Source organism: Streptomyces sp. 17_S59, from assembly GCF_056930295.1.
The window spans coordinates 137,082-158,558 of sequence record NZ_JBXOWD010000001.1 but is presented as its reverse complement, the minus strand read 5'-3'; the positions used below and the strand labels follow the sequence as shown (position 1 = coordinate 158,558).

Below are 21,477 nucleotides of genomic sequence, written 5' to 3'. Positions count from 1 at the left end.
CGCAGGGCGCCGTCCCGCCGCCTCGCGGCTCGGGGAACAGGGTCACTTCCGGCCGTCGCGCCTCAGCCTGGCTGCTCGCTCGGCGGCCTCGAGCGCACGGTTCAGAGAGGCGGCCGTGCCTCGCTCCGTTTCGCGCATTGCCAGCTCTTCCAGCTCTTTGACGTCTTCGGAGCCCGAGGCGCCGTCGGGTGAATCCGGCGCCGGTCCTGCCTTTTCACGCTTGTGATCCGGGGCGTCGCTCATGCTGATCGTTCCCTCTCCGAGCCGCAGCCCGCCGCGTGGTGCCACCGACCACCGGGGGTTGTCCCGGTCTCCTTGGGCATTCGGCTCGGCCCACTTTCACACGGTGCGGTCCGGGGCGCGCGTTACGGGGTGCAGGTGTGTGACAGACGACCCCGACACGCACGACCACGGCCGGGGCGGGTACCGGAAGCCCAGCGGCCTGGCAGCTCGTGCGGTGCAGGGGCCGAGAGGCACCCGTGACCCTGCAGGGAGACACTGGAACCGGGAGGCGAGGCCATCGTGTCCGTGTCAGGTCCGGGAGGGGGGCGGGGCAGCCGTGAGTGACAAGGAGACCGTGCGGGCACTGCTGCGCATCCACGGGCAGACGTTCGCCGAGGAGGCGGGCATCCGGCTCAAGGACACCCCGCAGCCGCTGTACCGGCTCCTGGTCCTGGCCATGCTGCTGAGCGCCCGGATCCGTGCGTCCGTCGCCGTCGAGACGGCGCGTGCCCTGGCCGGGGCGGGAATGAAGGACGCCCGCCGGATGGCCGACGCGACCTGGCAGGAGCGGGTGGACGCCCTCGGGGAGGGCGGCTACCGGCGCTACGACGAGCGCACCGCGACCCAACTGGGCGATGGCGCCGACCTGTTGCTGGAGCGCTACGGCGGCGACGTGCGGCGTATGCGGAAGAAGGCCGACGGTGACGTCGACCGGCTGCGCGAAGTGCTCACGGAGATTCCGGGCATCGGCCCGACGGGTGCCGACATCTTCCTGCGCGAGGTCCAGGGCATCTGGCCGGAGGTCCACCCCTATCTGGACGCCAAGACGCTCCAGGGCGCCGAGCGCCTCGGCCTGCCTGCCGATTCCCGTTCGCTGGCGCGCCTGGTGAAGCGCGAGGAGGCCCCTGCCCTGGCTGCCGGCCTGGTCAGGGCGGCGCTGGACGAAGCGGTGGCCGACGACGTACGGGCGGCGGCATGACACCGCAGGGCACCGCCGCTCACACGGCCCCGGCACCCCGTCCCGCGCCCTCGTCGGCGTGCGTGGCAGCGCGGCTTGTGGAACGGTGGTTTCCGGAGAGCCGCTGCTCGCCGTGGTGCCGGTCGCTTGCGAGGAGTCGAAGAGTATGGCGGTCACGCCATTGACGTGCCTGGACGAGTTCGAGAACGCCATCGCGCGGGACAAGGCCGTGGTGGTGGGCTTCTGCGCGACGTGGGCCAATCTCTGCCGGGCCATCGGCCCGGTCTTCGAGAGGTTCTCGGAACTCCCCGAATTCGCCGGCAGCGTCGACTTCTACGCGGTGGATCTGGACGAGGCGTTCGACGTCGCCCAGAAGGCCGGCGTCGGGCCCGTGCCCGTCTTCATGGCCTTTCGCAACGGCGTCAAGACCGGTGAACTCGTCGCGCCCGATCCGGATGCGCTGCACGAGCTGATCGGCAGGGCCGGCGCATCAGGGGCAGGCCCGGGCGACTGAATCGATGAGCCCGAAAGCCAAGGACACGCTCCGCATCGGCGGTCGCAGCGTAGCTCTGTCGAACCCGGACAAGGAACTCTTCCCCGAGGACGGGATCACCAAGGCCGAACTCGTCGACTACTACCGGACCGTCGGCCGTGTCATGCTCCCGCATCTCAGGGGCCGGCCCCTGGTCATGGAACGCTACCCCGACGGATACCGCGGGAAATCCTTCATCCAGAAGGACGTGCCCGACTACTTCCCCGACTGGATCCACCGCCGCGAGGTCCCCAAGGAAGGCGGGACCGTGACCATGGCGGTCTGCGACGATGCCGCCGGCCTCGCCTACCTCGCCAACCAGGCGTGCATCACCCCGCACCCCTGGCTCAGCCGCGTGGACCACCTCGACTGCCCCGACCGGATCGTCTTCGACCTCGACCCGCCCGCCGACGACTTCCGGATCGTGCGGTGGACCGCGCGCCGCCTCGGCGATCTCCTCACCGAACTCGGGCTCCGCCCCGCCGTCATGACCACCGGCTCCCGCGGACTGCACCTGCTGGTCCTGCTCGACCGGCGCACCGACTTCGACACCGCCCGGGCCTTCGCCCGGGACGTCGCCGAGCTGCTGGCCGCCCGCCACCCGGACAGGCTGACCACCGCCGTGCGCAAGGACCAACGCCGCGGCCGCCTCTACCTCGACGTCCAGCGCAACGCCTACGCCCAGACGTCGGTCGCTCCCTACGCAGTGCGCGCCCGCCTGCACGCGCCCGTCGCGGCCCCCGTCGACTGGGACGAACTCGACGACCCGGACCTTGGGCCTGAGCGCTGGACCGTGCGCACCCTGCCCGACCGCCTGGCCGACCGTGGCGACGTCTGGAAGGGCCTCAGCCGCTGCCGCCGCTCTCTGACCGCTGCCAGACGACGGCTCACGGCCCTGACCGACGAACAAGCCGCCTGACTCCACGCGCCCGGTCGGATCAGTCCGGCCCCGCCCTCTCTTCGGCGACCTGCCGGAGCGTACGGCCACTGCGCACCGAGCGGGCCCTGACGGGATCGGGCGCTCCGTGTGCCGCGGCGTGCTTGTCCTTCTTCTTGACCAGCAGCCAGGCCTCGTCGCGTCTTTCCCGCATTCTGGTGAGCGAGTAGCCCCCGTGCAGTTTGCGTCCGTCCAGCCAGAACGAGACGTGGCCGCGCCGCAGGGCCTCCGCCATCGGGACTTCTCCGCCGTCCTGGCCGGTGGTCATGCTGCGGTAGGTGCCTTCGTCCCAGACGATGACCGCTCCGGCGCCGTACTGGCCTTCCGCGATCACCCCCTCGAAGTCGCGGTACTCCAGAGGGTGATCCTCGGTGGGCATGGCCAGCCGCTTGTCGTGCGGGTCACTGGAGGGCCCCTTGGGGATGGCCCAGGACTTCAGGACGCCGTCCACCTCGAGCCGGAAGTCGAAGTGCACGGTGGTGGCATCGTGGATCTGGACGACGAAGCCGGGTCCCCCGACGTGGTCCGCACTGCGAGTGCCGCGCGGTTCCGCAGTTCGGGAGAAGTCGCGTTTGCGGTGGTACTCGGTGAGCCCTTTGCGCGAGGTCACGGCCCGTCCTCTCCGACGGTGAGCGGTTTCCGCCTGCGGGCCCGTGGACAGCGCAGCAGCTCCTCGGGGGCTGTCCCATGCGCTCGGTCCGGCAGGCGGCGGTCATCGGACGCGGTAGGGCTCGGCGCGCTCCGCACACAGCGTCAGGCCGTGCCCCGGTGATCCGTCCGCGCCCGGACGCACGCTGCCGCCGGCCGCGTCCAGCGTTCCGTCGAAGAGCAGGGCCTCGGCCCGGGTGTGGTCGTGGAACCACTCCACGTGCCGCAGGTTGGGCACGGCCGCCGCCGCGTGGGCGTGGGCGTGCGGGGCGCAGTGCGCGGAGAGCTGCAGGCCTGCCGCTTCTGCGAGGGCCGCGGCCCGCAGCCAGACGGTGATGCCGCCGCAGCGGGTGACGTCGGCCTGGAGGCAGTCCACGCCGCCCGCGGCCAGCATGTGCGCGAAGTACGGCAGGGTGTAGCCGTATTCCCCGGCCGTGACGTCCATGGACACCGCGGAGCGCACCTGTGCGAGCCCGGCGAGGTCGTCGGAGGAGACGGGCTCCTCGAACCAGGTGACGCCCTCGGCGTCGAGGTGCCGGGCGACGCGGATGGCCTGTTTGCGGGTGTAGGCGCCGTTGGCGTCGACATAGAGTTCCGTGGCCTCGCCGATGGTGCGGCGTGCGCGGGTGACGCGGCGGCGGTCCCGTTCCTCGGCCTGCCCCCACCCCTCACCGATCTTGATCTTTACGCGGGGGATGCCCAGCGTCTCGGTCCAGTTGCGCAGCTGCCGCTCCTGCTGCTCGTCGTCGTAGGTGGTGAAGCCCCCGCTTCCGTAGACGGGCACGTCCTGGCGGCATGCGCCGAGCAGCTGCACCAGGGGGCGGCCCAGCAGCCGGGCCTTGAGGTCCCACAGGGCGATGTCGACGGCCGAGACGGCTCCCGCGACCAGACCCGGGCGGCCCGCGTTGCGCACGGTCCGGCTCATGGCCTCCTGGGCCGCGGGGACGTCCCAGGTGCTGCGGCCGGCGACGACGGGGGCGAGCTGGCCGGCGACGACGTCGGCCGTGGCCGGGGCGCCGTAGGTCCAGCCGAGGCCGGTGGTGTCGCCGGAGCGCACCGAGGCGAGGACGAGCGTCGTCGAGTTCCACGCGAGGGTCCCGTCGGCCTCGGGGGCGTCCGTGGGCACGGTGTAGACGGCGGTCGTCACCCCTTCGACCAGGGGGTCGTCCGGGGCCGCGGTCATCGCCGGCTCCTGGCGGGGGAGCGGAGTCCGCTGCGCGCCCCGGCGGCCAGCCGCGTGGAGGCGCGGTCGACGAGCGCCATGATGGTCAGCGCGGGGTTCGCGCTGCCCTGGGTGGGCAGCACGCTGCCGTCCGTGACGAGCAGGTTGGGGACGGCGAAGCTGCGCAAGTCGGCGTCGACGACGCCGTGTTCGGCATCGCGCGCCATCCGGCAGCCGCCGACGAGGTGGGCGTACCGGTTGATCGTCATCAGCTCGCTCGCCCCGGCTGCGCGCAGGATGTCCTCCATCACGGCCTCGGCGGCCCGGATCACCTGCCGGTCGTTGTCGCACTGGCTGTAGGCGAAGTGGGCCACCGGCAGTCCGTAGCGGTCCTTCTCGTCGGCGAGGGTGACGCGGTTGCCGGGCAGGGGCAGCAGTTCGCACAGGGCGCCCAGGGTCGCCCAGTGGACGTAGTCCTGCATGTACGTGCGCAGGTCCTCGCCCCAGTGGCCCTGGGCCGCCACGTGTTCGGCCCAGACGACCGGCAGCGGGGAGACGGTCTGGAGGGAGAAGCCGCGCCGGTAGGGCCGGGCGGGGTCGGTCTCGTAGAACTGCTCGCTCGACACCTCCGGCGGCGGGGCCTTGTAGGCGCGCACCTCCTCGGTGAACCGGCCCGAGGTCTGGGGCGCGCCCTGCACCATGACGTAGCGGCCGACGAGGTCGAAGTCGTTGCACAGGCCGTGCGGGAAGCGGCGGCTGGTGGAGTTCAGCAGCAGTCGCGGTGTCTCCAGGGAGTATCCGGCGACGGCGACGTTGCGGGCCCGCTGCAGTCTCTCCCGGCCGTGGCGGACGTAGCGGACGCCGGTGGCCAGCCGCCCCTCGGCGTCGAGTTCGATGCCCGTGGCCATGGACTGCGCCCGGATCTCCGCGCCGTGTGCGAGGGCGTCGGGGACGTGGGTGATCAGGGTGGACGCCTTGGCGTCGACCTTGCAGCCCTGGAGGCAGAAGCCCCGGTAGATGCAGTGCGGGCGGTTGCCGAAGCGGCCGTTGGTGATGGCGACCGGTCCCACGCGGGCCTCGATGCCCAGGGCGGCGGCGCCGCGCAGGAACGCCTCCCCGTTGCCGCCGACGGGGTGCGGCGGGTGCGGGTAGGGGTGGGGGTCGCCCCACGGCCAGTACTGTCCGGCGACCGGCAGCTCCTGCTCGATGCGCTCGTAGGATGCGCGCAGGTCCTCGTACGTCAGGGGCCAGTCCGCTCCCACGCCGTCCTCGGTGTGCGTGCGGAAGTCGGACGGGTGGAAGCGGGGGGTGTACCCGGCGAAGTGCACGGTCGAACCTCCCACGCCCCGGCCGGAGTTGTTGGCGCCCAGGGGCACCGGGTCGTCGCCGGAGATCACCCGGGGGTCGGTCCAGTACAGGTGGTGGGAGGCGGCCTCGTCGCTGACCCAGTCGGTGTCGGGGTTCCAGAACGGGCCCGCCTCCAGGCAGACGACCGACCAGCCGTGCCGGCTCATGCGCTGGGCCAGGGTCGCGCCCCCGGCGCCGCAGCCGACGATGACGAGGTCGACTTCGTCGCCGTCGGCGAAGCGGCGCATGCCGTCGAGGAGGGCGTGGTCGAAGCGGGCGTCGCCGCGGGGGAGCAGCCAGGCGGAGGCGTTGCGCTCGCGCACCCGGCGCTGCGGGGAGGCACTGAGCCGAAGGGTGCCGGCCGCGGCCCGGGCGAGGGAGGTGAGGCCCGGACGCCGGGAGGAGGTGCGTGGCGGGGCGGCGGCACCAGGACCCGCGCCGTTCCCAGCCGGGTTGCCGCCGCCCACCGGGTCGTGGTCGCGTACCTCCCAGGGTTCGCGCCGGTCCGGCCCCAGGCGAAGGTAGCCGCGCGGGTAGGCCGGGCCGCCGAAGCCGATCTCGTTCCAGGCCCAGGGGTGGGAGTAGAAGGCCGTGGCCGTGTAGCGGGTCCACAGCCCCCACACGTGGGCGGCGCGCATGCCGTGCCAGCGGCCGCCGGTGCCCGCGTCGCGCACCTCCTCGATCAGCTGCGCCTGCTCCTCGCGCGGCAGGTCCGCGAACAGGGCGCCGTGCCGCGAACGTGCTTCGTCGTCGAGGGCCTTGAGGGAGCGCCGCCAGGCCGTGTCGTCCCCGGGCATGTCGGCGTAGCGCCAGCCGTCGGTCTGCATCTCGGCGAGCCGCGCGTCGATCATCTCCAGCACCGGCACCCTGGGGTCGTCCCACTGCGCCAGCAGGTGGTCGAACAGGGCGGTGGCCACGGCCTCTTCGGACAGGGTGAAGAACCGCAGCTCGGGCTGGCGGGCCGTGCGGGCGTGCACGACCGCCGCGGTGGTGGCGTCCCAGGCGCCGGTCTGCGCGAGGACGTCGTATCCGGGGAACCGGGAAGGGCGCCGGCCCGGCGTCGTCGCGGGCCGTCCGGCGGCCCCGCCCCGGTGCACCACGGGTCATCGCTCCCTGCGCAGCAGCGCGGCCAGCAGACCCATTCCGCCGACCGTCGTCACCAGCAGCGGGGCGAAGAGCGGCGGGCCCATCTCGATGTTGTAGCGGGCCAGGGACCAGCCGCCCGGCTTCTGGGCGATGCCGCGCACGTGCAGGTATGTGCCCTGGAGGCCGTTGGCGGCGATGGCAGCCGAGGCGATCGGCAGTGCGGTCTTCGCCATCCGTTCGCTGGCGAACCCGGCGATGCCGGCGGCCGCCCCGACCGGGCCGAGCAGGACCGGCCACCACATGGTCCGGTTGCCAAAGCCGGCGCGGTCGTGTTCGAGGAAGATCTCGGCCGCGGTGACGAGCGAGCCCGCCGCCGTCAGCAGGGACAGGGACCGCTCGAACCGGCCGTGGCGGACGTTGCGCACCATCCGGTCGAGGGCGTACGGAGCCGCAACCGGAGCGGCCCGCAGCCTCACCGGCCTTCCTCCGCTCCGGCTTTGCGGTGCCTGGTGCCGCCGGGCAGCATCTCCTGGATCTTCGCCTTGAACCCCTGGCGGAGCATGCCGCCGCGGTCGCTGTCGCCCCTGACGACCGAGGCGGCCGCGGCTTCGATCTGGTCGAGCGTGGCGTGCGGGGGGACGGGCGGCACGGCCGGGTCGGTGCGGAAGTCGATGACGAAGGGCCGGTCGGCGGCGAGCGCCTGCTGCCAGGCGGCGACGACTCCGTCCGGCTGCTCCACGCGCACGCCGTCGAGCCCGATCGCGCGGGCCACCTCCGCGTACGGCACGTCCGGGATGGACTGGGAGGGCACGAACTGCGGGGCGCCGGACATGGCCCGCATCTCCCAGGTGACCTGGTTGAGGTCCTGGTTGTTGAGGACCGCGACCACCAGCCGCGGGTCCTGCCACTCCGCGTAGTACTTGGCCGCGGTGATCAGCTCGGCGAGGCCGTTCATCTGCATCGCGCCGTCGCCGACGAGCGCGACGGCCGGCCGGTCGGGGTGGGCGAACTTGGCACCGATCGCATAGGGGACCCCGGGCCCCATGGTGGCCAGCGTGCCGGACAGCGATCCGCGTATGGTTCCGCGCATGCGCAGGTGCCGGGCGTACCAGTTGGCCGCCGAGCCCGAGTCGGCCGTCAGCACGGCGTTGGCGGGCAGCAGGGAGTCCAGGGCGTGGATGACGTACTCCGGGTTGACGGGGTCCGCCTCGACCGCGGCGCGCCGCTCCATGACCTCCCACCAGCGGGCGGTGTTCTTCTCGACGGTCGATCGCCAGGCGCCGTGCTCCTTGGGCTTCAACTGTGGCAGCAGCCGCATGAGCGTCTCGCGCGCGTCGCCCACCAGGTTGACCTCGAACGGGTAGCGCAGCCCCACCATGAACGGGTCGATGTCGATCTGCACCGCCCGCGCCTGCCCGAACTCCGGCAGGAACTGGGTGTAGGGAAAGCTCGACCCGACGACGATCAGGGTGTCGCAGTCGCGCATCAGCTCGTACGAGGGCCGGGTGCCCAGCAGTCCGATGGCTCCGGTCACGTAGGGCAGGTCGTCCGGCAGCGCGTCCTTGCCCAGCAGCGCCTTGGCCAACCCGGCGCCCAGCGTGTCGGCGAGCTGCTCCACTTCTTCGCGCGCCCCTCGGGCGCCCTGGCCGATGAGGATCGCGACCTTGTCGCCCTCATTGATCAGGTCTGCCGCCCGTGCGATCTCGTCGTCCGAGGGCACCGGCGCGTAGGCGGGCGTGCCGAGGCTGGACGGCACCATCTTGAAGGCGTGCTGCGGCGGCGCGTAGTCCAGCTCCTGCACATCGGCAGGGAGGATCACGGCCGTCACCGTGCGCCGGGCCTGTGCCGTGCGCATCGCCCGGTCCAGGACGTTGGGCAGCTGCTCGGGGACCGTCACCATCTCGCAGTAGTCGGAGGCGACGTCCTTGAACAGGCTGGGCAGGTCGACCTCCTGCTGGTACGAGCCGCCCAGCGCGCTGCGACTGGTCTGCCCCACGATCGCCACCACCGGCACGTGGTCGAGTTTGGCGTCGTACAGCCCGTTGAGCAGGTGGATGGCGCCGGGGCCCGAGGTCGCGGCGCACACCCCCACCTTGCCCGAGAACTTCGCGTACCCGACGGCCTGGAACGCCGCCATCTCCTCGTGCCGCGCCTGGATGAACCGCGGGTCGTCGTCGGCGCGGCCCCACGCGGAGAGCAGCCCGTTGATGCCGTCACCCGGATAGGCGAACACGTGCTGGACGCCCCACTCGCGCAGACGGTGCAGGAGGTAGTCGGACACCTTGGCGGACATGATTCTCCCTTCGCGCGAGCGGGCACGGCCGTGGCGCGCACTGCCACAGAGCTACGGGTGACCTGTAGCGGGCCGGGGAAACGCGGTCTCCGGGTTTTCCGCTCGTATGGACAACAGACGGGATGGTCCTGGTGCTCGGCCGGTGACCGTGGCGAGCGCCTCGCTCAGCAGGGCGGGGTCCGCTGCCCCTCGGGAGCGCCAGGCGATGGACCCGTCCGGCCGCACCAGAAGGACGCCGTCGTCCTCCAGCCCCAGTACGGAGGCCGCTTGCCGGTCGAGCGAGGCCGTGCGCAGTTCCGGTCCCGGCGCGGCGGCGAGCTTGCGCGCCGCCGCGCACCAGCCTCCGCCGACCGGGCCTGCCACCACGGCGAACCGGGATCCGTTGAGGTCCACGGTGGACACGCGCTCTCCCTCCAGCCACCGGTGCGGGATCCGCGAGCCCGGTGCGCCGTCGAGACTTGCCGCCGGATCCTCGGTCGACGGGGGCTGCCCGACCGGGCCGATCACCGCGGAGGAGGCGTACCGGTACCCCATGGTGACCATCGGGGCGTTCCACGCGCCGACGTCCCGGCGCTCCGCCACCGCTGACGGGTCCCAGTGCAGCCGCGGATTGTCCCAGCGCAGCATCGCCTGACGCAGTACCAGTTCGGCGACCGCGTGACGCTCCTCGTGGTAGCTGTCCAGCAGTCGGTCCCCGGCCTGTCCGGCCAGCACCATGGCCAGCTTCCAGGCCAGGTTGTGCGCGTCCGCCAGCCCGGTGTTCAGGCCGAAGGCACCGAGTGGCGGAATGGCCCGGGCGGCGTCGCCGGCCAGGAACGCCCGCCCGGAGCGGAAGGTGTCCGCCAGCCGCGCGGTCGCCCGCCAGGGCAGCGCGCTGACGACGTCCACCGGCACATCCGCCCCGATCGCCGTGCGGACCATGCGTGCGCAGTCGGTCGGGGAGACCTGCCCGCCCGGTGGCATGGACACGTGCAGCACCCAGCGCCCGTCGCCCACGGCCAGCAGCATGCCCGCGGCGTCGGGGTGGCTGATCTCCGTCATGAACGGCATCGCGCCGAAACGGCCGACGAGGTCGGCATGGAACAGGATGTTCTGCAGGGTGTTGCCGATCTCGCCCGGCCCCGTCGTGCCGATCCCGAGCGCGGTGCGCACGGCGCTGTTGGCCCCGTCGGCGGCCACGAGATAGCCGGCGCGGATCACGCGCCCGTCGGACAGGGACACCGATACGTGGTCGGCGTTCTGGCCGACCCCGGTCACCGCCACGCCGAATTCGACCGCACGGCAGCTGCGGCCATCGCCTCGTACAACCCCACCTCGCGCCAGAACTCCAGCGTGCGCGGGCTGATACCCAGCGCACGGGGGTGGTTGGACGGCGCGGGGCGACGCTCGACGACGAGCGACCGCACCCCGTGGTGGCCGAGGAACACGGCCGTGGCCAGACCGACGGTGCCGCCTCCGGCGATGACGACGGGAATCTCGGACACGGAAAGCCCCCTCCTGCTTTCTGGGAACATTCTGGGAACACTGTTCCTGATGCGGGCACACTGTACCCCAGGCGTACGCTGTTCCCATGTCTTCCCGGCCACAGCCTGCGACTTTGATCTGGATGCGCGACCGCGAGCGGGGCAGCCGTCCCGTGCTCAGCGAGGAGAAGATCGTGCAGTGCGCGATCCGCCTCGCCGACGCCGAAGGCATCGACGCGCTGTCGATGCGGCGTATCGCGGCGGAGCTGGGCACCGGCACCACGTCGCTGTACCGCCACATCACCGGCAAGGACGACCTGATCGAGCTGATGGTCGACGCGGTCGCCGGTGAGCGGCCGCTGCGGGACGGCCCCGGCGACGACTGGCGCGCCGAACTCGCCGACGTCGCCCGCGACGTCCGCGCCGCGCTGCTGCGCCACCCCTGGCTGGCACGCCAGGCGTCCCGCCGTCCGGCCATCGGCCCGAACGCCATCGCGCGCTCCGACTACGCACTCGGCGTGGCGGCCGGGGCGACCGATGACGCGACCCTCGCCCTGATGGTGGTCAACGCGCTCGACACCTATGTGCTGGGCTCGGTCGCCGCGGAGCTGGCCGAGCTGGAGGCCTGGCGCAGCGCGGGAATGACCAAAGAGGAATGGCGGGCCTCGGTCGGGACCTATGTCCGGCAGGTGGTCGACTCCGGACGGCACCCCCACTTCAACCGCCGGATCATCGAAGCGGACGACCCCGACGCCGACGCCCGCTTCGAGTTCGGCCTCGACTGCCTGCTCGCAGGCATCGCCGCTGCCGTCGGCCGGGCGTGAGCCACCGGGCCGCATCCGCGGTGAGAAGGGCATCCACCGGGGCGGACGCCCCCTCGTCGTCGCAGCATGACCCCGGTACGGAGCGACCGCGACGTCTGCCGAGCTATCCCTTTGCCGGCCAACTCGGGCAGCGGCCGAGAAGGAGGAGTATCCGGTCGAGCAGACCGGCTGCAGCCGCTGTGTCCAGCACAGGCCGGAACTGGGCGTCCTCCCGCTCGCGAGCGGCCCCGGCGGGGACCTGTTCCGCGATCGGCAGCACGGCCGTCAACAAGTCGGCGTCGAAGTCCGCCTGGACCCCGATCGAGGCGGCGACGTCCCAGCCGTGGACCACATAGTCCAGGAAGTGGAAGCCGATCGCCTGCGGCGCGGGGAACATCTGGCCGCCACGGACCTCCGGGAGCCAGAACGAGCGCGACAGCACGTCCTCTTCGGCAAAAGCGGCGGCAACCTCTGCGGCCGACGCGGCGAACACCCCCGCCGGATCGTCGCCGACCGGGCGGTCGGCCCAGACACTGCGATCGCGGGTCTCGCCCCGAGCTGCCGCCGCGAAGCCGTAGTTCTGCCCCGTCATGTGCGCCAGCAGCTGCCGCAGCGTCCACTGCCCACAGGGCGTCGGCCGGTCAAGCATGTCGACGTCCACCTGGTTGACGATGGACTCGGTGATCTTCAGTGCGCGCGCGTCCAGCTCATGAATGTCTGTCATGTCGCGGACCGTACCAGCCGGGTACGACAACACCGTGACCGAGCGAACCCGGTGAACCTTCGCGGTCACATCTCGCGGAGAGGTTGCTACCGTCACGCGAGCGCGAGGTGGGGCCGACGGCAAGCCGTCGGCCCCGCACTGCCACGGAGTCGGGCCGTCAACGCGATGAGGTCTTTGCCGTACTGGGCGATGCCGGCTCCGATCCCGCCGGGGCGCGGCGCCGTGTCGGCGGGCTCGCGCTGGCCGCGAGACCGGACCGGAGCAGGCGCATGTCGCCCGGATGCGCGCCCTGGTCGGCACGGATCGGTGGCCGGATCGAGCCCTGCTCATCACCGCCGTGGACACGGGGACAGGTGAGCCGGAAGTCTTCGACCGCACCAGCGGCGCCGCACTGTCGTCCGCCGTAGCGGCAAGCACCGCCTTCCCGGGGATCTACCCGCCTGTCACGGTCAACGGTCGGAGGTACATGGACGGCGGTCTGCGGTCGAACACCAGTACCGATCTCACCGTGGGTGCCGATGTGCTGGTCGTCATCGAACCGCTGGCACACCTCTTCCCCCGCGAGCCGCTCACCAGGGAACTCGCCGAAGCCGGAGTGGACGCGGTGGTGACGATCAGTCCCGATCAGGCGTCAGTGCAGGCATTCGGCGGCGATCTGCACGACCGGGCGGCCTGGGAACCGGCCTACCGGGCCGGAGTGCGGCAAGGCGCCACCGCGGCCGACCGGGTCCGCGCTGCATCAAGTTGACGGCTCAACAGCCGCTGTACAGCTCATGGAGTGCGAAGTATCGTCGTTTATATCTGGATGTGCGACCCGCATCCTCGCGGGACGTCGCATAGACCCGCACCAAAGAGTGAGGTGAAACGCGGCAGTCGGCCCCTGCGGGCACGGCTCTTCGGCCGCCGGGGCGACGCTGCTGCGCATGCGCTATGTGGCTGCTGCGACTGGTGACCATGGCCGGGCTCATTGTCGATGCCTACGTCCATGCTGAACTCGCCGGTGCCTACGATCCGGTACGTGGCGGGGTAAGCCAGGGGACGCTTTTCCGCGCCGAGGCGGCGGCTGCCGCGCTCGCAGCGCTGCTCGTACTGGTGGCCGGAAGGAACCGCGCAGTGTGGGCGTTCGCCTTTCTCGTGGCTGCATCGGCACTCGGTGCGGTGCTTCTGTACCGGTACGTGGATGTGGGTTCCTTGGGCCCGCTCCCCAATATGCACGAGCCGGTGTGGTACCCGAAGAAGACCGTGTCCGCCGTGGCCGAGGCAGTAGCGGCAGTGGCTGCGGCCGTCGGCCTTGCCACCACCGTCACCCGTTACGGTGCGCCGGGTCGGCGAGGGTGATGGCTCTGCCCGCAAGCGTGGCGGTCCCGGACGGCGGCCCGGTCGGAAGATAGTCTCGGCCTGTTTTCCGCATGCGTACTTCGCATAGGGATTGGGTCGACATCATGATTCGGGCAGCCACCACGACCTGGACGCGTAGACGTCCTATCGCAGAAGTGCTGGTGGCCGTCGCCACCGCGGCCGGGATAATCGCTCTGGGTGGATGTTCCGGGGGCGGTGGCGGCGGCCACAGACCTTCCGGGAAGCCTTCCGCAACGGCTTCGTCAACAGTCCCCTCGAGCCCGACGCCCTCGAAAACTGCCCCCTCCGCCTCGAAGACGCCGGCGGCGGCCACAAAGGTGACCATCGTCAACTTCGCCTATTCCCCTTCACCGTTGACCATCAGCCGTGGCACCACGGTGACCTGGACCAACGAGGATTCGGCTCCGCACACGGTGACCAGCGACGGTTCGGGCCCGCTGCATTCCCCGACGCTCGAACGTGGCGGTTCGTTCAGTTTCACGTTCGACTCGGCCGGGACGTTCAGCTACTACTGCACCATCCACCCGTCCATGCACGGAAAGGTCGTGGTGCAGTGAGGTGAGGTGCCTGCGCGGGAACCGGCCCAGGTGGCCAGTGCCTCTGCCCGTTCGGTGAGCAGGGCGTCGGGATCGGTGGTGCGGGTGGCCCAGGCGATGTGGCCGTCGGGGCGGACGAGGATTTCCCGTACGCCGTCGAGGCCGGGGTGGGGCTCGTGGTCGTGGGCGGCGACCGTGCGGACGCGGGCGTTCGCGGTCGGCGGTGCACAGGGGCCGCCGTCGAGGCGCAGCAGGATGAGGCGCCCGTCGTGCAGGAGCTGGTACACCCGGGCCGTCCCCGACGCCGTGGTGAGCGCAACATCGGGCATCCGCCGTCCGGCCAGCGGGTCGGCGTCCGGTGCGGCCGGAGGGTAGACGGTGTCGAGGGCGGAGATCCGGCCGGCCAGGTAGTGGTTGACCTCCGTCATGCCCAGGAGCGCGTCGAGCAGTTCGCACAGGAGGGCGGCGGGCTGCCCGTACTGCTCGGTGAGGGGCAGTTCCACGAGCAGGGTCTGGGCCCGTGTGCCGGTGGTGACGGCGTGGCCCACGGGGTGGCGTTCGGCGTGGTAGGTGTCCAGCAGGCCGGGCGGCGCCCAGCCGTGGACGGCGGCGGCGAGTTTCCAGCCGAGGTTCATGGAGTCCTGCAGCCCGGTGTTCAGCCCCTGGGCGCCGACGGGGAAGTGGACGTGCGCGGCGTCACCGGCCAGCAGGACCCGGCCGTGCCGGTACCTCTCGGCCAGGCGGGTGGTGTTGCCGAACCGGGACAGCCACCGGGGTTCGCCGATGCCGCAGTCCGTGCCGCACACGCGGATCAGGGAGGTCCGGAACTCCTCCATGGTCACCGGCTCGGTGGAGGGCACCCGCAGCCGTCGCGGGTCCATGACCACGAACCGTGTCAGCCCGGCCTCCAGCCGGGCCACGAGGACGCCGTGCCGCCGGGCCCGGTCGTTGCACGTATGGTCGGCGACGGCGAAGTCGCCCACCACCGCCGTCATCGACTCCTGCGTCCCCGGGAAGCCGATCCCCGCCGCCTGCCGGACCAGGCTGCGCCCGCCGTCACAGCCGACCGCATACGCGCAGCGTACGGTGACCGTCCTGTCCGGGCCCGCGACGGTGACGCCGACCCCGTCGGTGTCCTGCCCGAGGGCCACCGCCTCGTACCCGCGCCGGATCCGCACTCCCAGCTCCCGTGCCCGCTCGGCCAGCAGCGCCTCGGTCCGCGACTGGGCAAGCAGCAGGGCGTAGGGGTGCCGGGTGTCGAGCACGCCGAAGTCGAGCCGCCGCTTGAGGCTGACGGCGAACTGCCAGCCGGGCACCGTCCGGCCCACGGCCAGGAACCGCTCGGCCAGGCCCCGCATGTCCATCAGCTCGATGCTCCGCGGGTGGAGGTTCAGAGCCCGCGACTCCCGGTGAGGCTCCACCCGCTTGTCGATCACCTCGACCCGTACTCCCGCCAGCGCCAGTTCGCTCGCCAGCAGCAGCCCGGTCGGCCCGGCACCCACGACGAGTACCTCGGTGTCCGTACCGGTGTCCACGCCTGCGTCCGGGGACGTCACCCCTCCACCCTTCGGCCCATGAGCCGGGCGGTCAAGGTGCCGTACGGACATTGGCCGGGCCAAGGACTCGACGACGCCGCGGGCCTGTACTGGAATGAGCCCGGACGGGAACGAGGCGGAGGGCCGCACGACGCCGTGGGAGGAGTCCGCTCGTGATCCACATGACCGAGACCCTGGCCGTACAGACCGTCGAGGGCTTCCTCACGGCCGAGGAGACCACCGGCCTCACCAAAATCCTGGACGACCACCTCGCGGCCACCGGCTGGGTACCCGCCCGGCCCAGCGAGGGGACGACCCCGCCCCCTGCCGCGCAGGCGATCCTGGACGGCGCCCTGCGGCGCGCCCTGCCCGCCCTGCGCCGGGCCTTCCCCTCCGCGACGGGCACGGACCCGTGGCTCTACCACGACCTCAGGACCGGTGACAGGATCCGCCCCCACGTTCACGGCGTGGGCGACCCCGGGACCCGCCCGCAGCGGATCGCCCGGGTCGCCTTCAACCTCCAGGACGCGGACGAAGGCGGCGAGTTCTACCTCGACACCTGTTCGGCCGACGCCTTGTGGAGCGACGCCACCGCGGACGGCAGCGACTACGCACCCGGCACCCGTTTCGTCCACGAGATCACCGCACGCACGGGACCGGTGAAACTCGACGACATCTCCCACACCCGCTGGACCTGCGCGGCGCCACCGGGAACCACCGTCGTCTACGGCACGCAGCTCGTCCACGGCGTTCTGCCGGTCCGCTCGGGACGGGTCCGTAAGCTCATCACCAACCTCCTGGCTTGAGGACGGAGGCCGGCGCCGTCAGACAAGAGCCGGGCCGCCCTCCCTCAGCGCGCGCAGACCGAGGGCGAGCTGGGCGGCCGCCTGGTCAACGCCGTTCAGAAGCAGCGCCGTCGGCAGGGAGTCCAGCCATGAGCGCACCGCATCCGCACCGTTTTGCGCGACGCTGAGCACCGGCCGGCGGTACCCGCCGATGCCGGGCCCCGGATTGGCGGGACTTCCCGGGAAGTCCATCAGGATGCTCCCGGCCGGTGCCGGCGGCAGCACCACCCCGTTGCGCACCGGGAGTTCGAGCGCGACCCGGACGGCCCGGGGGCCGCGCGGGAACCGCCCCCGTACAGCGTGCGCGTACGCCACATGCGGGTCGTGGCCCGTACTCGCCCAGCTCATGTTGGACACGCCGCCCAACCGGCCGTTCAGCTCGATCACCTGCAGCCTGCCGTCGTCGGTCACGGCGAGGTCCATCTGCCACGGCCCCCAGGGCCGGAACGACTCCACCACGTCCGCGACTGTGCCGGCCAGCTCCGCCGCCGCCCGCGCGGGCAGCGGCGCGGGCGCGACCCTCACCCGTCGGCCCGGGGCACAGCCGCCGTCGAGCCTGCCCAGGGACGCCACCGGCCAGGCGACCGTGGCGGACGGGCCGGACAGGAACTCGACCGCGAACTCCTCCCCGCGCACGGCCTCCTGGACCAGGACCGGAAACGCCACCTCGCCGCACACCCCGTCGAGACGTTCCCTGTCCGGCACATAGTGGCGGCCGACATGGAACTCGCTGCGGGCTTCCTTGACGAGCACGGGATACCCGAACCGGGCGGCCGCAGCGCCCACCGCCCCCGCTTCCTCGCACACCACGGCCCGCGGGACGGGCCAGCCCCGTTCCACCGCCATCCGGTGCAAGACGATTTTGTCGCTGGCCAGGCAGGCGAACGCCTCCGAGTGCACGGGCATGTGCCCGCCCGCCGTGCGCAGCCGGGACGCGGCACGCGCGTACACGGGCAGGAACTGCTCCTGACCAGGGCACCCCATGTTGGGAACGGCGACGTCGGCCCGACACTCCCGGAGCAGACGCAGCAGCATCCGCTCGTCCACAGCGGCGGGCAGCGCGCCGCACCCCACATCTGGCCCCATGAACGATGTGAGGTCCGCGAACCCCAGGACGGTGACCTCCGCACGACCCTGCCTGAGCGGCGGCACCAGCCTGTCCGCCCGGAACTCGCCCAGGACCACCACATGCACAGGGCTGCCCCCATCGGATCGCGGCCTCCACCGGCTCCTGCCCCCTCAACGGCACCCACCGTCAAATCGGCTGTACCGCATCGACCCATCTTGGCTGCTGGGTGATCAGGAGTCTGTAGTACAGGGGGCCGGAGTCGGTCATACCGCCACCCTAACGACACGGCAAGTGCCGTATTGACAGAACTCGGCCACCTTGATCAACTATCGCGCGCGGCACGGTCCGTGCCGTGCTGATCTGCTTGTCAGCACTGAAAGACTGCGGGGGAATGGCCAGTGATGGACGCCGATGTGATCGTTGTGGGTGCCGGTCCGACAGGCCTGATGCTGGCTGCCGAGCTGCGTTTGGCCGGTGTGCGACCGCTGGTGCTGGAGCGGCAGTCGCAGCGCCGGGACACTCCGAAGGCCGGTGGTCTCGGCGGGCAGATCCTGGATCTGCTGGCCTACCGGGGCTTGCTGGAACGCTTCGAAGCGGCCTGTACGGACCCCGCCCCGGCTCCCCGGTTCCCGTTCGGCGGTGTGCATCTGGACTTCACCCAGCTGGCAGATCCGCCGATGCACGCCCTGCCGCTTCCGCAACAGCGGCTTGAGCGGCTGCTCGAAGAACGCGCCGGTGAACTCGGTGTCCGCATCGCCCGCGGACACGAGGTGGTCGGGGTGAGCCAGGACGATGCCGCGGTGATCGTGGACGTGCGTGGCCCGGACGGGCCGTACCGGGTGACCGCCCGCTGCCTGGTGGGGTGCGACGGTGCCCGCAGCCGGGTCCGTGACCGGGCCGGTATCCCGTTCCCCGGCACCACCTATCCGGAGGTCAACCGACTGGCCCAGGTCACCTTGCCCGATACGGTGGCCGTGCTCGGCAACGGCGATCTCGACGTCCCCGGCTTCGGCACGATCAGCGCGGGTTTCACCCGGACCGACCGCGGCCTCCTCGGAGTCGGCGCGTCCCCGGCCTCCAAGATCGTCTCCCTCTACACCGTCGAAGACGAGACCACCGAATACGACGACGACACACCCATGACCGTGACCGAACTCCAGGACAGCCTCCGCCGCGTGGTCGGTGTGAACCTGCCCTTGGGAGAGCCGATTCGGCTGTCCCGGTTCACCTTCAAGGCCCGGCAGGCCGAGTGCTACCGCGACGGACGGGTCCTGCTGGCCGGCGATGCGGCGCATCTGTTCCCCGCCACCGGTGTGGCACTCAACGCCGGCATGCTCGACGCGGTCAACCTGGCCTGGAAGCTCGCCGCCGACATCCACGGCTGGGCGCCGGCCGGCCTGCTGGACACCTACCACGACGAACGCCACCTCGCCGGCGCCCGCACCATGCTGCACACCCGGGCTCAGGTGGCACTGCGGCGCGGGCACGACCCGGCTGCCGAAGCGCTGCGCCAGGTCTTCCAGGAACTGCTCGTCGACGAGCAGCCGTTGCGCCGTATGGGAGCGCTTGTCGCCGGCACCGACATCCGCTACCCGATGCCCGGCTCCAACCACCACGCGTTGACCGGCACCTTCGCACCCGACCTCACCCTGCACACCGACCAGGGCACCATCAGCGTCGCCGAACTCATGCGCACAGCCCGGCCCGTCTTCTTGGACCTCGCCGACCGTCCGGACCTCCGCGAGACCGCTCAGGACTGGGGACACCGCGTCGAGGTCCGCACCGCCAAAACCGGTGATCGACCGGCCGACGCCCTCCTGATCCGTCCGGACGCCCATATCGCCTGGGCCGCGACCATCGACGAACCGGCTGCCGACGCCGCCCCCGCGCTGCGGGAAGCGCTCTCCGCTTGGTTCGGCACCCCCTGAGAACGCCCAACTCGCCGTCGGCAGGACGACCGTGACCATCCGAAGATCAATCCGTTAGGCACCGGGTGCCTTCAATCGGGCGCTCTTATCCGACCTGTTCAAGGGGAGGGAGATCGGAAGGTGGAAGCCTCATCAGACAGTAAACCGTCCCGCACACTGGAGCAGCCTCCGATGCCGGAGCCGGTTGAGCCGAAGCAGAAGCGGGCCGAGCTGAGGTCGGCGTTCGAGAACACCTCGTTCTGGACGCTGTGCCGGAAGATCCCGGCGCTGCTGGCGGAGATCGCGAGGATGGCGTGGGCGATCGACCGGCGGGATGTGCTGCTGCTGGTCGGCTGCCAGGTCGCCTCCGGTGTTGCGGCCGGTGTGGTCCTGGCGGCCACCGCGCGGGCGATGGTGCCGATCCTCGGCGGTGGACTGGTCCCGGACCGTGTGCGCGAGGCTCTCCCAGCCCTTGCTGTCGTCGCCGTGGCGGCGGGTGTCGGCCGGGTCGCGTACGGGCTGGCGGCGTGGGCAGTGGCCCGGCTCAAACCGCGGGTGATGACGGCCGCAGACACCGCGCTGGTGCAGGCGATGCTGTCGGTGGAGCTGGAGGCGTTCGACCGGGCCGACTTCGCCGAGGAGCACGAGCACGCCGAGACCGGCGTGATGCGGTGCGAGCGGATGCTGTACGACGCGCAGTCCTTCATGGCCGCGCTCATCCGGCTCATCGCCGCGTTCGGCGTGGTGACGGTGCTGCACCCGCTGATGCTCCCGGTGCTCTTCCTCGCGGTACTGCCCTCAGGCGTGGGTGCGGTGGCAGAGGCCCGGATCGAGCACCGCACGCATTACGAGAACGCCGCGAACCGCAACCTCAAAGGGATGATGCGCTGGCACATCACCACCTCCAGACTCGCCAACGAGGTACGGGCGAACAGCATGCGCCGGTATCTGACGTTCTGGTATCAGACGCTCAGCCGCAGGATCGACGAACGCACCGTGGCGGCAGCCGGACAGCAGGTCCGCATGAACCTGATCGCGGCGGCGGCCGGCGGGGTGTGCCTGACCGGCGCGTGGGCCACGCTGGTGTGGCTGACCGTCTCCGGGCAGGTCTCCCTCGCGGTCTCGGCGACCGCCGTCGTCGCGGTGCGCACCGCGCTGGGGAACCTGGCGAACGTGATCCACTACCTGGCCTCGCTCTTCCACTCGTCCCTGTTCCTCGGGGACTGGAAACGGTTCGTGGACACCACCACGGCCGAGATGGCCCTGGCGCGCGGGCGTGAGCGGGCGCCGGTGTGCCCGGAGACGATCCGGCTCGAGAACGTCACCTACGGCTATCCGAACAAGTCCCAGGCGGCTGTCGACGGCCTCTCCCTCACCCTGCGCCGAGGCGAAGTCGTGGCCGTGGTCGGAGAGAACGGCTCCGGCAAGTCCAGCCTCATCAAGCTGATCACCGGCCTGTACCTCGCCGAGAAGGGCACGGTCTCCTGGGACGGCGTCGACATCGCGACCGTCGACCCGGACAGCTTGTGGGAGCAGACCGGGCTGGTGCCGCAGTTCTTCGCCTTCTGGCCGCTGCCGTGCCGGGAGAACATCACCCTCGGCCAGCCCACCAGCTGGGGCGACGAGGCGGTTTGGGACGTGGTCGGGACGGTCGGCATGCGAGAGGCCGTCGAGGAAATGCCCGAGGGCCTGGACATGCTGCTCGCCCGCGAAGTATGGGGTGGCGTCACGCTCTCCGGCGGACAGTGGCAGCGCCTCGCCTGCGGCCGGGCGATCTACCGCAAGCCCGCCGTGCTCGTGCTGGACGAGCCCACCAGCGAGATGGACGCCCGCGGCGAGCACCTGATCTTCCAGGTCATCAAGGCCATGGCCGCCGACCGGATCTCCATCGTGGTCACGCACCGGTTGGAGAACACGAAGATCGCGGACCGTATCATCGTGATGGAACACGGCCGGATCACCGAGCACGGCACCTTCGGTCAACTCGTCCGGTCCGGTGGTCTGTTCCAGGAGCTTTACGAGCTGTCTCAGGACCGATGAGACCGATAATG

20 protein-coding genes and 1 pseudogene are annotated in these 21,477 nt (G+C 71.4%); 10 read left to right on the top strand and 11 right to left on the bottom strand.

Annotated features, from left to right (window positions below; translation table 11 throughout):
• Positions 1 to 42: 42 nt before the first annotated feature.
• Complete coding sequence (locus AC1Z4A_RS00740; protein ID WP_483675847.1) at positions 43 to 243, bottom strand: hypothetical protein; 201 nt, start codon at positions 241 to 243, stop codon at positions 43 to 45.
• A gap of 316 nt (positions 244 to 559) precedes the next feature.
• Here AC1Z4A_RS00740 and AC1Z4A_RS00735 point away from each other — a divergent pair, with 316 nt between their 5' ends.
• The 3 genes from AC1Z4A_RS00735 to ligD all read left to right on the top strand — a co-directional run bounded on the left by AC1Z4A_RS00735 (position 560) and on the right by ligD (position 2,631).
• The gene (locus AC1Z4A_RS00735; protein ID WP_483675846.1) at positions 560 to 1,201 is read left to right on the top strand and encodes an HhH-GDP family DNA glycosylase; all 642 of its coding nucleotides are present in this window, start codon (positions 560 to 562) and stop codon (positions 1,199 to 1,201) included.
• A 145-nt stretch (positions 1,202 to 1,346) separates the two neighbouring features.
• Entirely contained in the window at positions 1,347 to 1,694 is a 348-nt protein-coding gene (locus tag AC1Z4A_RS00730) for a thioredoxin family protein (RefSeq protein ID WP_483675845.1), read from the top strand.
• A 4-nt stretch (positions 1,695 to 1,698) separates the two neighbouring features.
• Entirely contained in the window at positions 1,699 to 2,631 is a 933-nt protein-coding gene (gene ligD / locus AC1Z4A_RS00725) for a non-homologous end-joining DNA ligase (protein WP_483675844.1), read from the top strand.
• A gap of 19 nt (positions 2,632 to 2,650) precedes the next feature.
• On the opposite strand, the gene AC1Z4A_RS00720 is transcribed toward ligD, so the two are convergent.
• The 7 genes and pseudogenes from AC1Z4A_RS00720 to AC1Z4A_RS00690 form a co-directional block, all read right to left on the bottom strand.
• Complete coding sequence (locus AC1Z4A_RS00720; protein ID WP_483675843.1) at positions 2,651 to 3,259, bottom strand: DNA polymerase ligase N-terminal domain-containing protein; 609 nt, start codon at positions 3,257 to 3,259, stop codon at positions 2,651 to 2,653.
• A 102-nt stretch (positions 3,260 to 3,361) separates the two neighbouring features.
• Positions 3,362 to 4,480, bottom strand: a complete 1,119-nt coding sequence (locus tag AC1Z4A_RS00715; RefSeq protein ID WP_483675842.1) for an enolase C-terminal domain-like protein — start codon at positions 4,478 to 4,480, stop codon at positions 3,362 to 3,364.
• Entirely contained in the window at positions 4,477 to 6,906 is a 2,430-nt protein-coding gene (locus tag AC1Z4A_RS00710) for a GMC family oxidoreductase (RefSeq protein WP_483675841.1), read from the bottom strand. Before AC1Z4A_RS00710 ends, AC1Z4A_RS00715 begins: the two co-directional genes overlap by 4 nt.
• 3 nt (positions 6,907 to 6,909) lie before the next feature.
• Positions 6,910 to 7,368, bottom strand: a complete 459-nt coding sequence (locus AC1Z4A_RS00705) for a hypothetical protein (protein ID WP_483675840.1) — start codon at positions 7,366 to 7,368, stop codon at positions 6,910 to 6,912.
• Positions 7,365 to 9,185 (bottom strand): thiamine pyrophosphate-requiring protein, encoded by a 1,821-nt coding sequence (locus AC1Z4A_RS00700; protein WP_483675839.1) that lies wholly within the window; start codon positions 9,183 to 9,185, stop codon positions 7,365 to 7,367. The genes AC1Z4A_RS00705 and AC1Z4A_RS00700 overlap by 4 nt, the downstream gene beginning before the upstream one ends.
• 51 nt (positions 9,186 to 9,236) lie before the next feature.
• Complete coding sequence (locus AC1Z4A_RS00695) at positions 9,237 to 9,719, bottom strand: aromatic-ring hydroxylase C-terminal domain-containing protein (RefSeq protein ID WP_483683463.1); 483 nt, start codon at positions 9,717 to 9,719, stop codon at positions 9,237 to 9,239.
• A gap of 156 nt (positions 9,720 to 9,875) precedes the next feature.
• Positions 9,876 to 10,699: pseudogene (locus tag AC1Z4A_RS00690) on the bottom strand (FAD-dependent monooxygenase); the annotation flags it as partial.
• Between the two features lie 56 nt (positions 10,700 to 10,755).
• Between AC1Z4A_RS00690 and AC1Z4A_RS00685 the strand changes: the two are divergent.
• Positions 10,756 to 11,472, top strand: a complete 717-nt coding sequence (locus tag AC1Z4A_RS00685; RefSeq protein WP_483675838.1) for a TetR/AcrR family transcriptional regulator — start codon at positions 10,756 to 10,758, stop codon at positions 11,470 to 11,472.
• A gap of 103 nt (positions 11,473 to 11,575) precedes the next feature.
• Here the strand turns inward: AC1Z4A_RS00685 and AC1Z4A_RS00680 are convergent, their stop codons facing one another.
• Entirely contained in the window at positions 11,576 to 12,175 is a 600-nt protein-coding gene (locus tag AC1Z4A_RS00680; protein WP_483675837.1) for a TIGR03086 family metal-binding protein, read from the bottom strand.
• 280 nt (positions 12,176 to 12,455) lie between these two features.
• On the opposite strand from AC1Z4A_RS00680, the gene AC1Z4A_RS00675 reads away from it, so the two are divergent.
• The 3 genes from AC1Z4A_RS00675 to AC1Z4A_RS00665 all read left to right on the top strand — a co-directional run bounded on the left by AC1Z4A_RS00675 (position 12,456) and on the right by AC1Z4A_RS00665 (position 14,091).
• Positions 12,456 to 12,923, top strand: coding sequence for a patatin-like phospholipase family protein (locus tag AC1Z4A_RS00675; protein WP_483675836.1), 468 nt, complete (start codon positions 12,456 to 12,458; stop codon positions 12,921 to 12,923).
• A 182-nt stretch (positions 12,924 to 13,105) separates the two neighbouring features.
• Complete coding sequence (locus AC1Z4A_RS00670) at positions 13,106 to 13,513, top strand: hypothetical protein (RefSeq protein ID WP_483675835.1); 408 nt, start codon at positions 13,106 to 13,108, stop codon at positions 13,511 to 13,513.
• A gap of 338 nt (positions 13,514 to 13,851) precedes the next feature.
• Positions 13,852 to 14,091 (top strand): cupredoxin domain-containing protein, encoded by a 240-nt coding sequence (locus AC1Z4A_RS00665; RefSeq protein ID WP_483675834.1) that lies wholly within the window; start codon positions 13,852 to 13,854, stop codon positions 14,089 to 14,091.
• Here AC1Z4A_RS00665 and AC1Z4A_RS00660 read toward each other — a convergent pair.
• Positions 14,043 to 15,626 carry an FAD-dependent monooxygenase gene (locus tag AC1Z4A_RS00660; RefSeq protein WP_483675833.1) on the bottom strand — a complete coding sequence of 528 codons (1,584 nt, stop codon included), beginning with the start codon at positions 15,624 to 15,626 and terminating at the stop codon, positions 14,043 to 14,045. The two genes, AC1Z4A_RS00665 and AC1Z4A_RS00660, sit on opposite strands and share 49 nt — an antisense overlap.
• 152 nt (positions 15,627 to 15,778) lie before the next feature.
• Between AC1Z4A_RS00660 and AC1Z4A_RS00655 the strand changes: the two genes are divergently transcribed.
• The gene (locus AC1Z4A_RS00655; protein ID WP_483675832.1) at positions 15,779 to 16,411 is read left to right on the top strand and encodes a hypothetical protein; all 633 of its coding nucleotides are present in this window, start codon (positions 15,779 to 15,781) and stop codon (positions 16,409 to 16,411) included.
• Positions 16,412 to 16,429: 18 nt separating this feature from the next.
• Here AC1Z4A_RS00655 and AC1Z4A_RS00650 read toward each other — a convergent pair whose 3' ends face one another.
• A complete protein-coding gene (locus AC1Z4A_RS00650) occupies positions 16,430 to 17,644 on the bottom strand; it encodes a hypothetical protein (RefSeq protein ID WP_483675831.1) in 1,215 nt (404 codons plus the stop codon).
• A 276-nt stretch (positions 17,645 to 17,920) separates the two neighbouring features.
• Here AC1Z4A_RS00650 and AC1Z4A_RS00645 point away from each other — a divergent pair, with 276 nt between their 5' ends.
• On the top strand, positions 17,921 to 19,447 hold the full coding sequence (locus AC1Z4A_RS00645) for an FAD-dependent monooxygenase (protein WP_483675830.1): 1,527 nt from the start codon (positions 17,921 to 17,923) through the stop codon (positions 19,445 to 19,447).
• 171 nt (positions 19,448 to 19,618) lie between these two features.
• On the top strand, positions 19,619 to 21,466 hold the full coding sequence (locus AC1Z4A_RS00640; RefSeq protein ID WP_483675829.1) for an ABC transporter ATP-binding protein: 1,848 nt from the start codon (positions 19,619 to 19,621) through the stop codon (positions 21,464 to 21,466).
• Positions 21,467 to 21,477 lie beyond the last annotated feature (11 nt).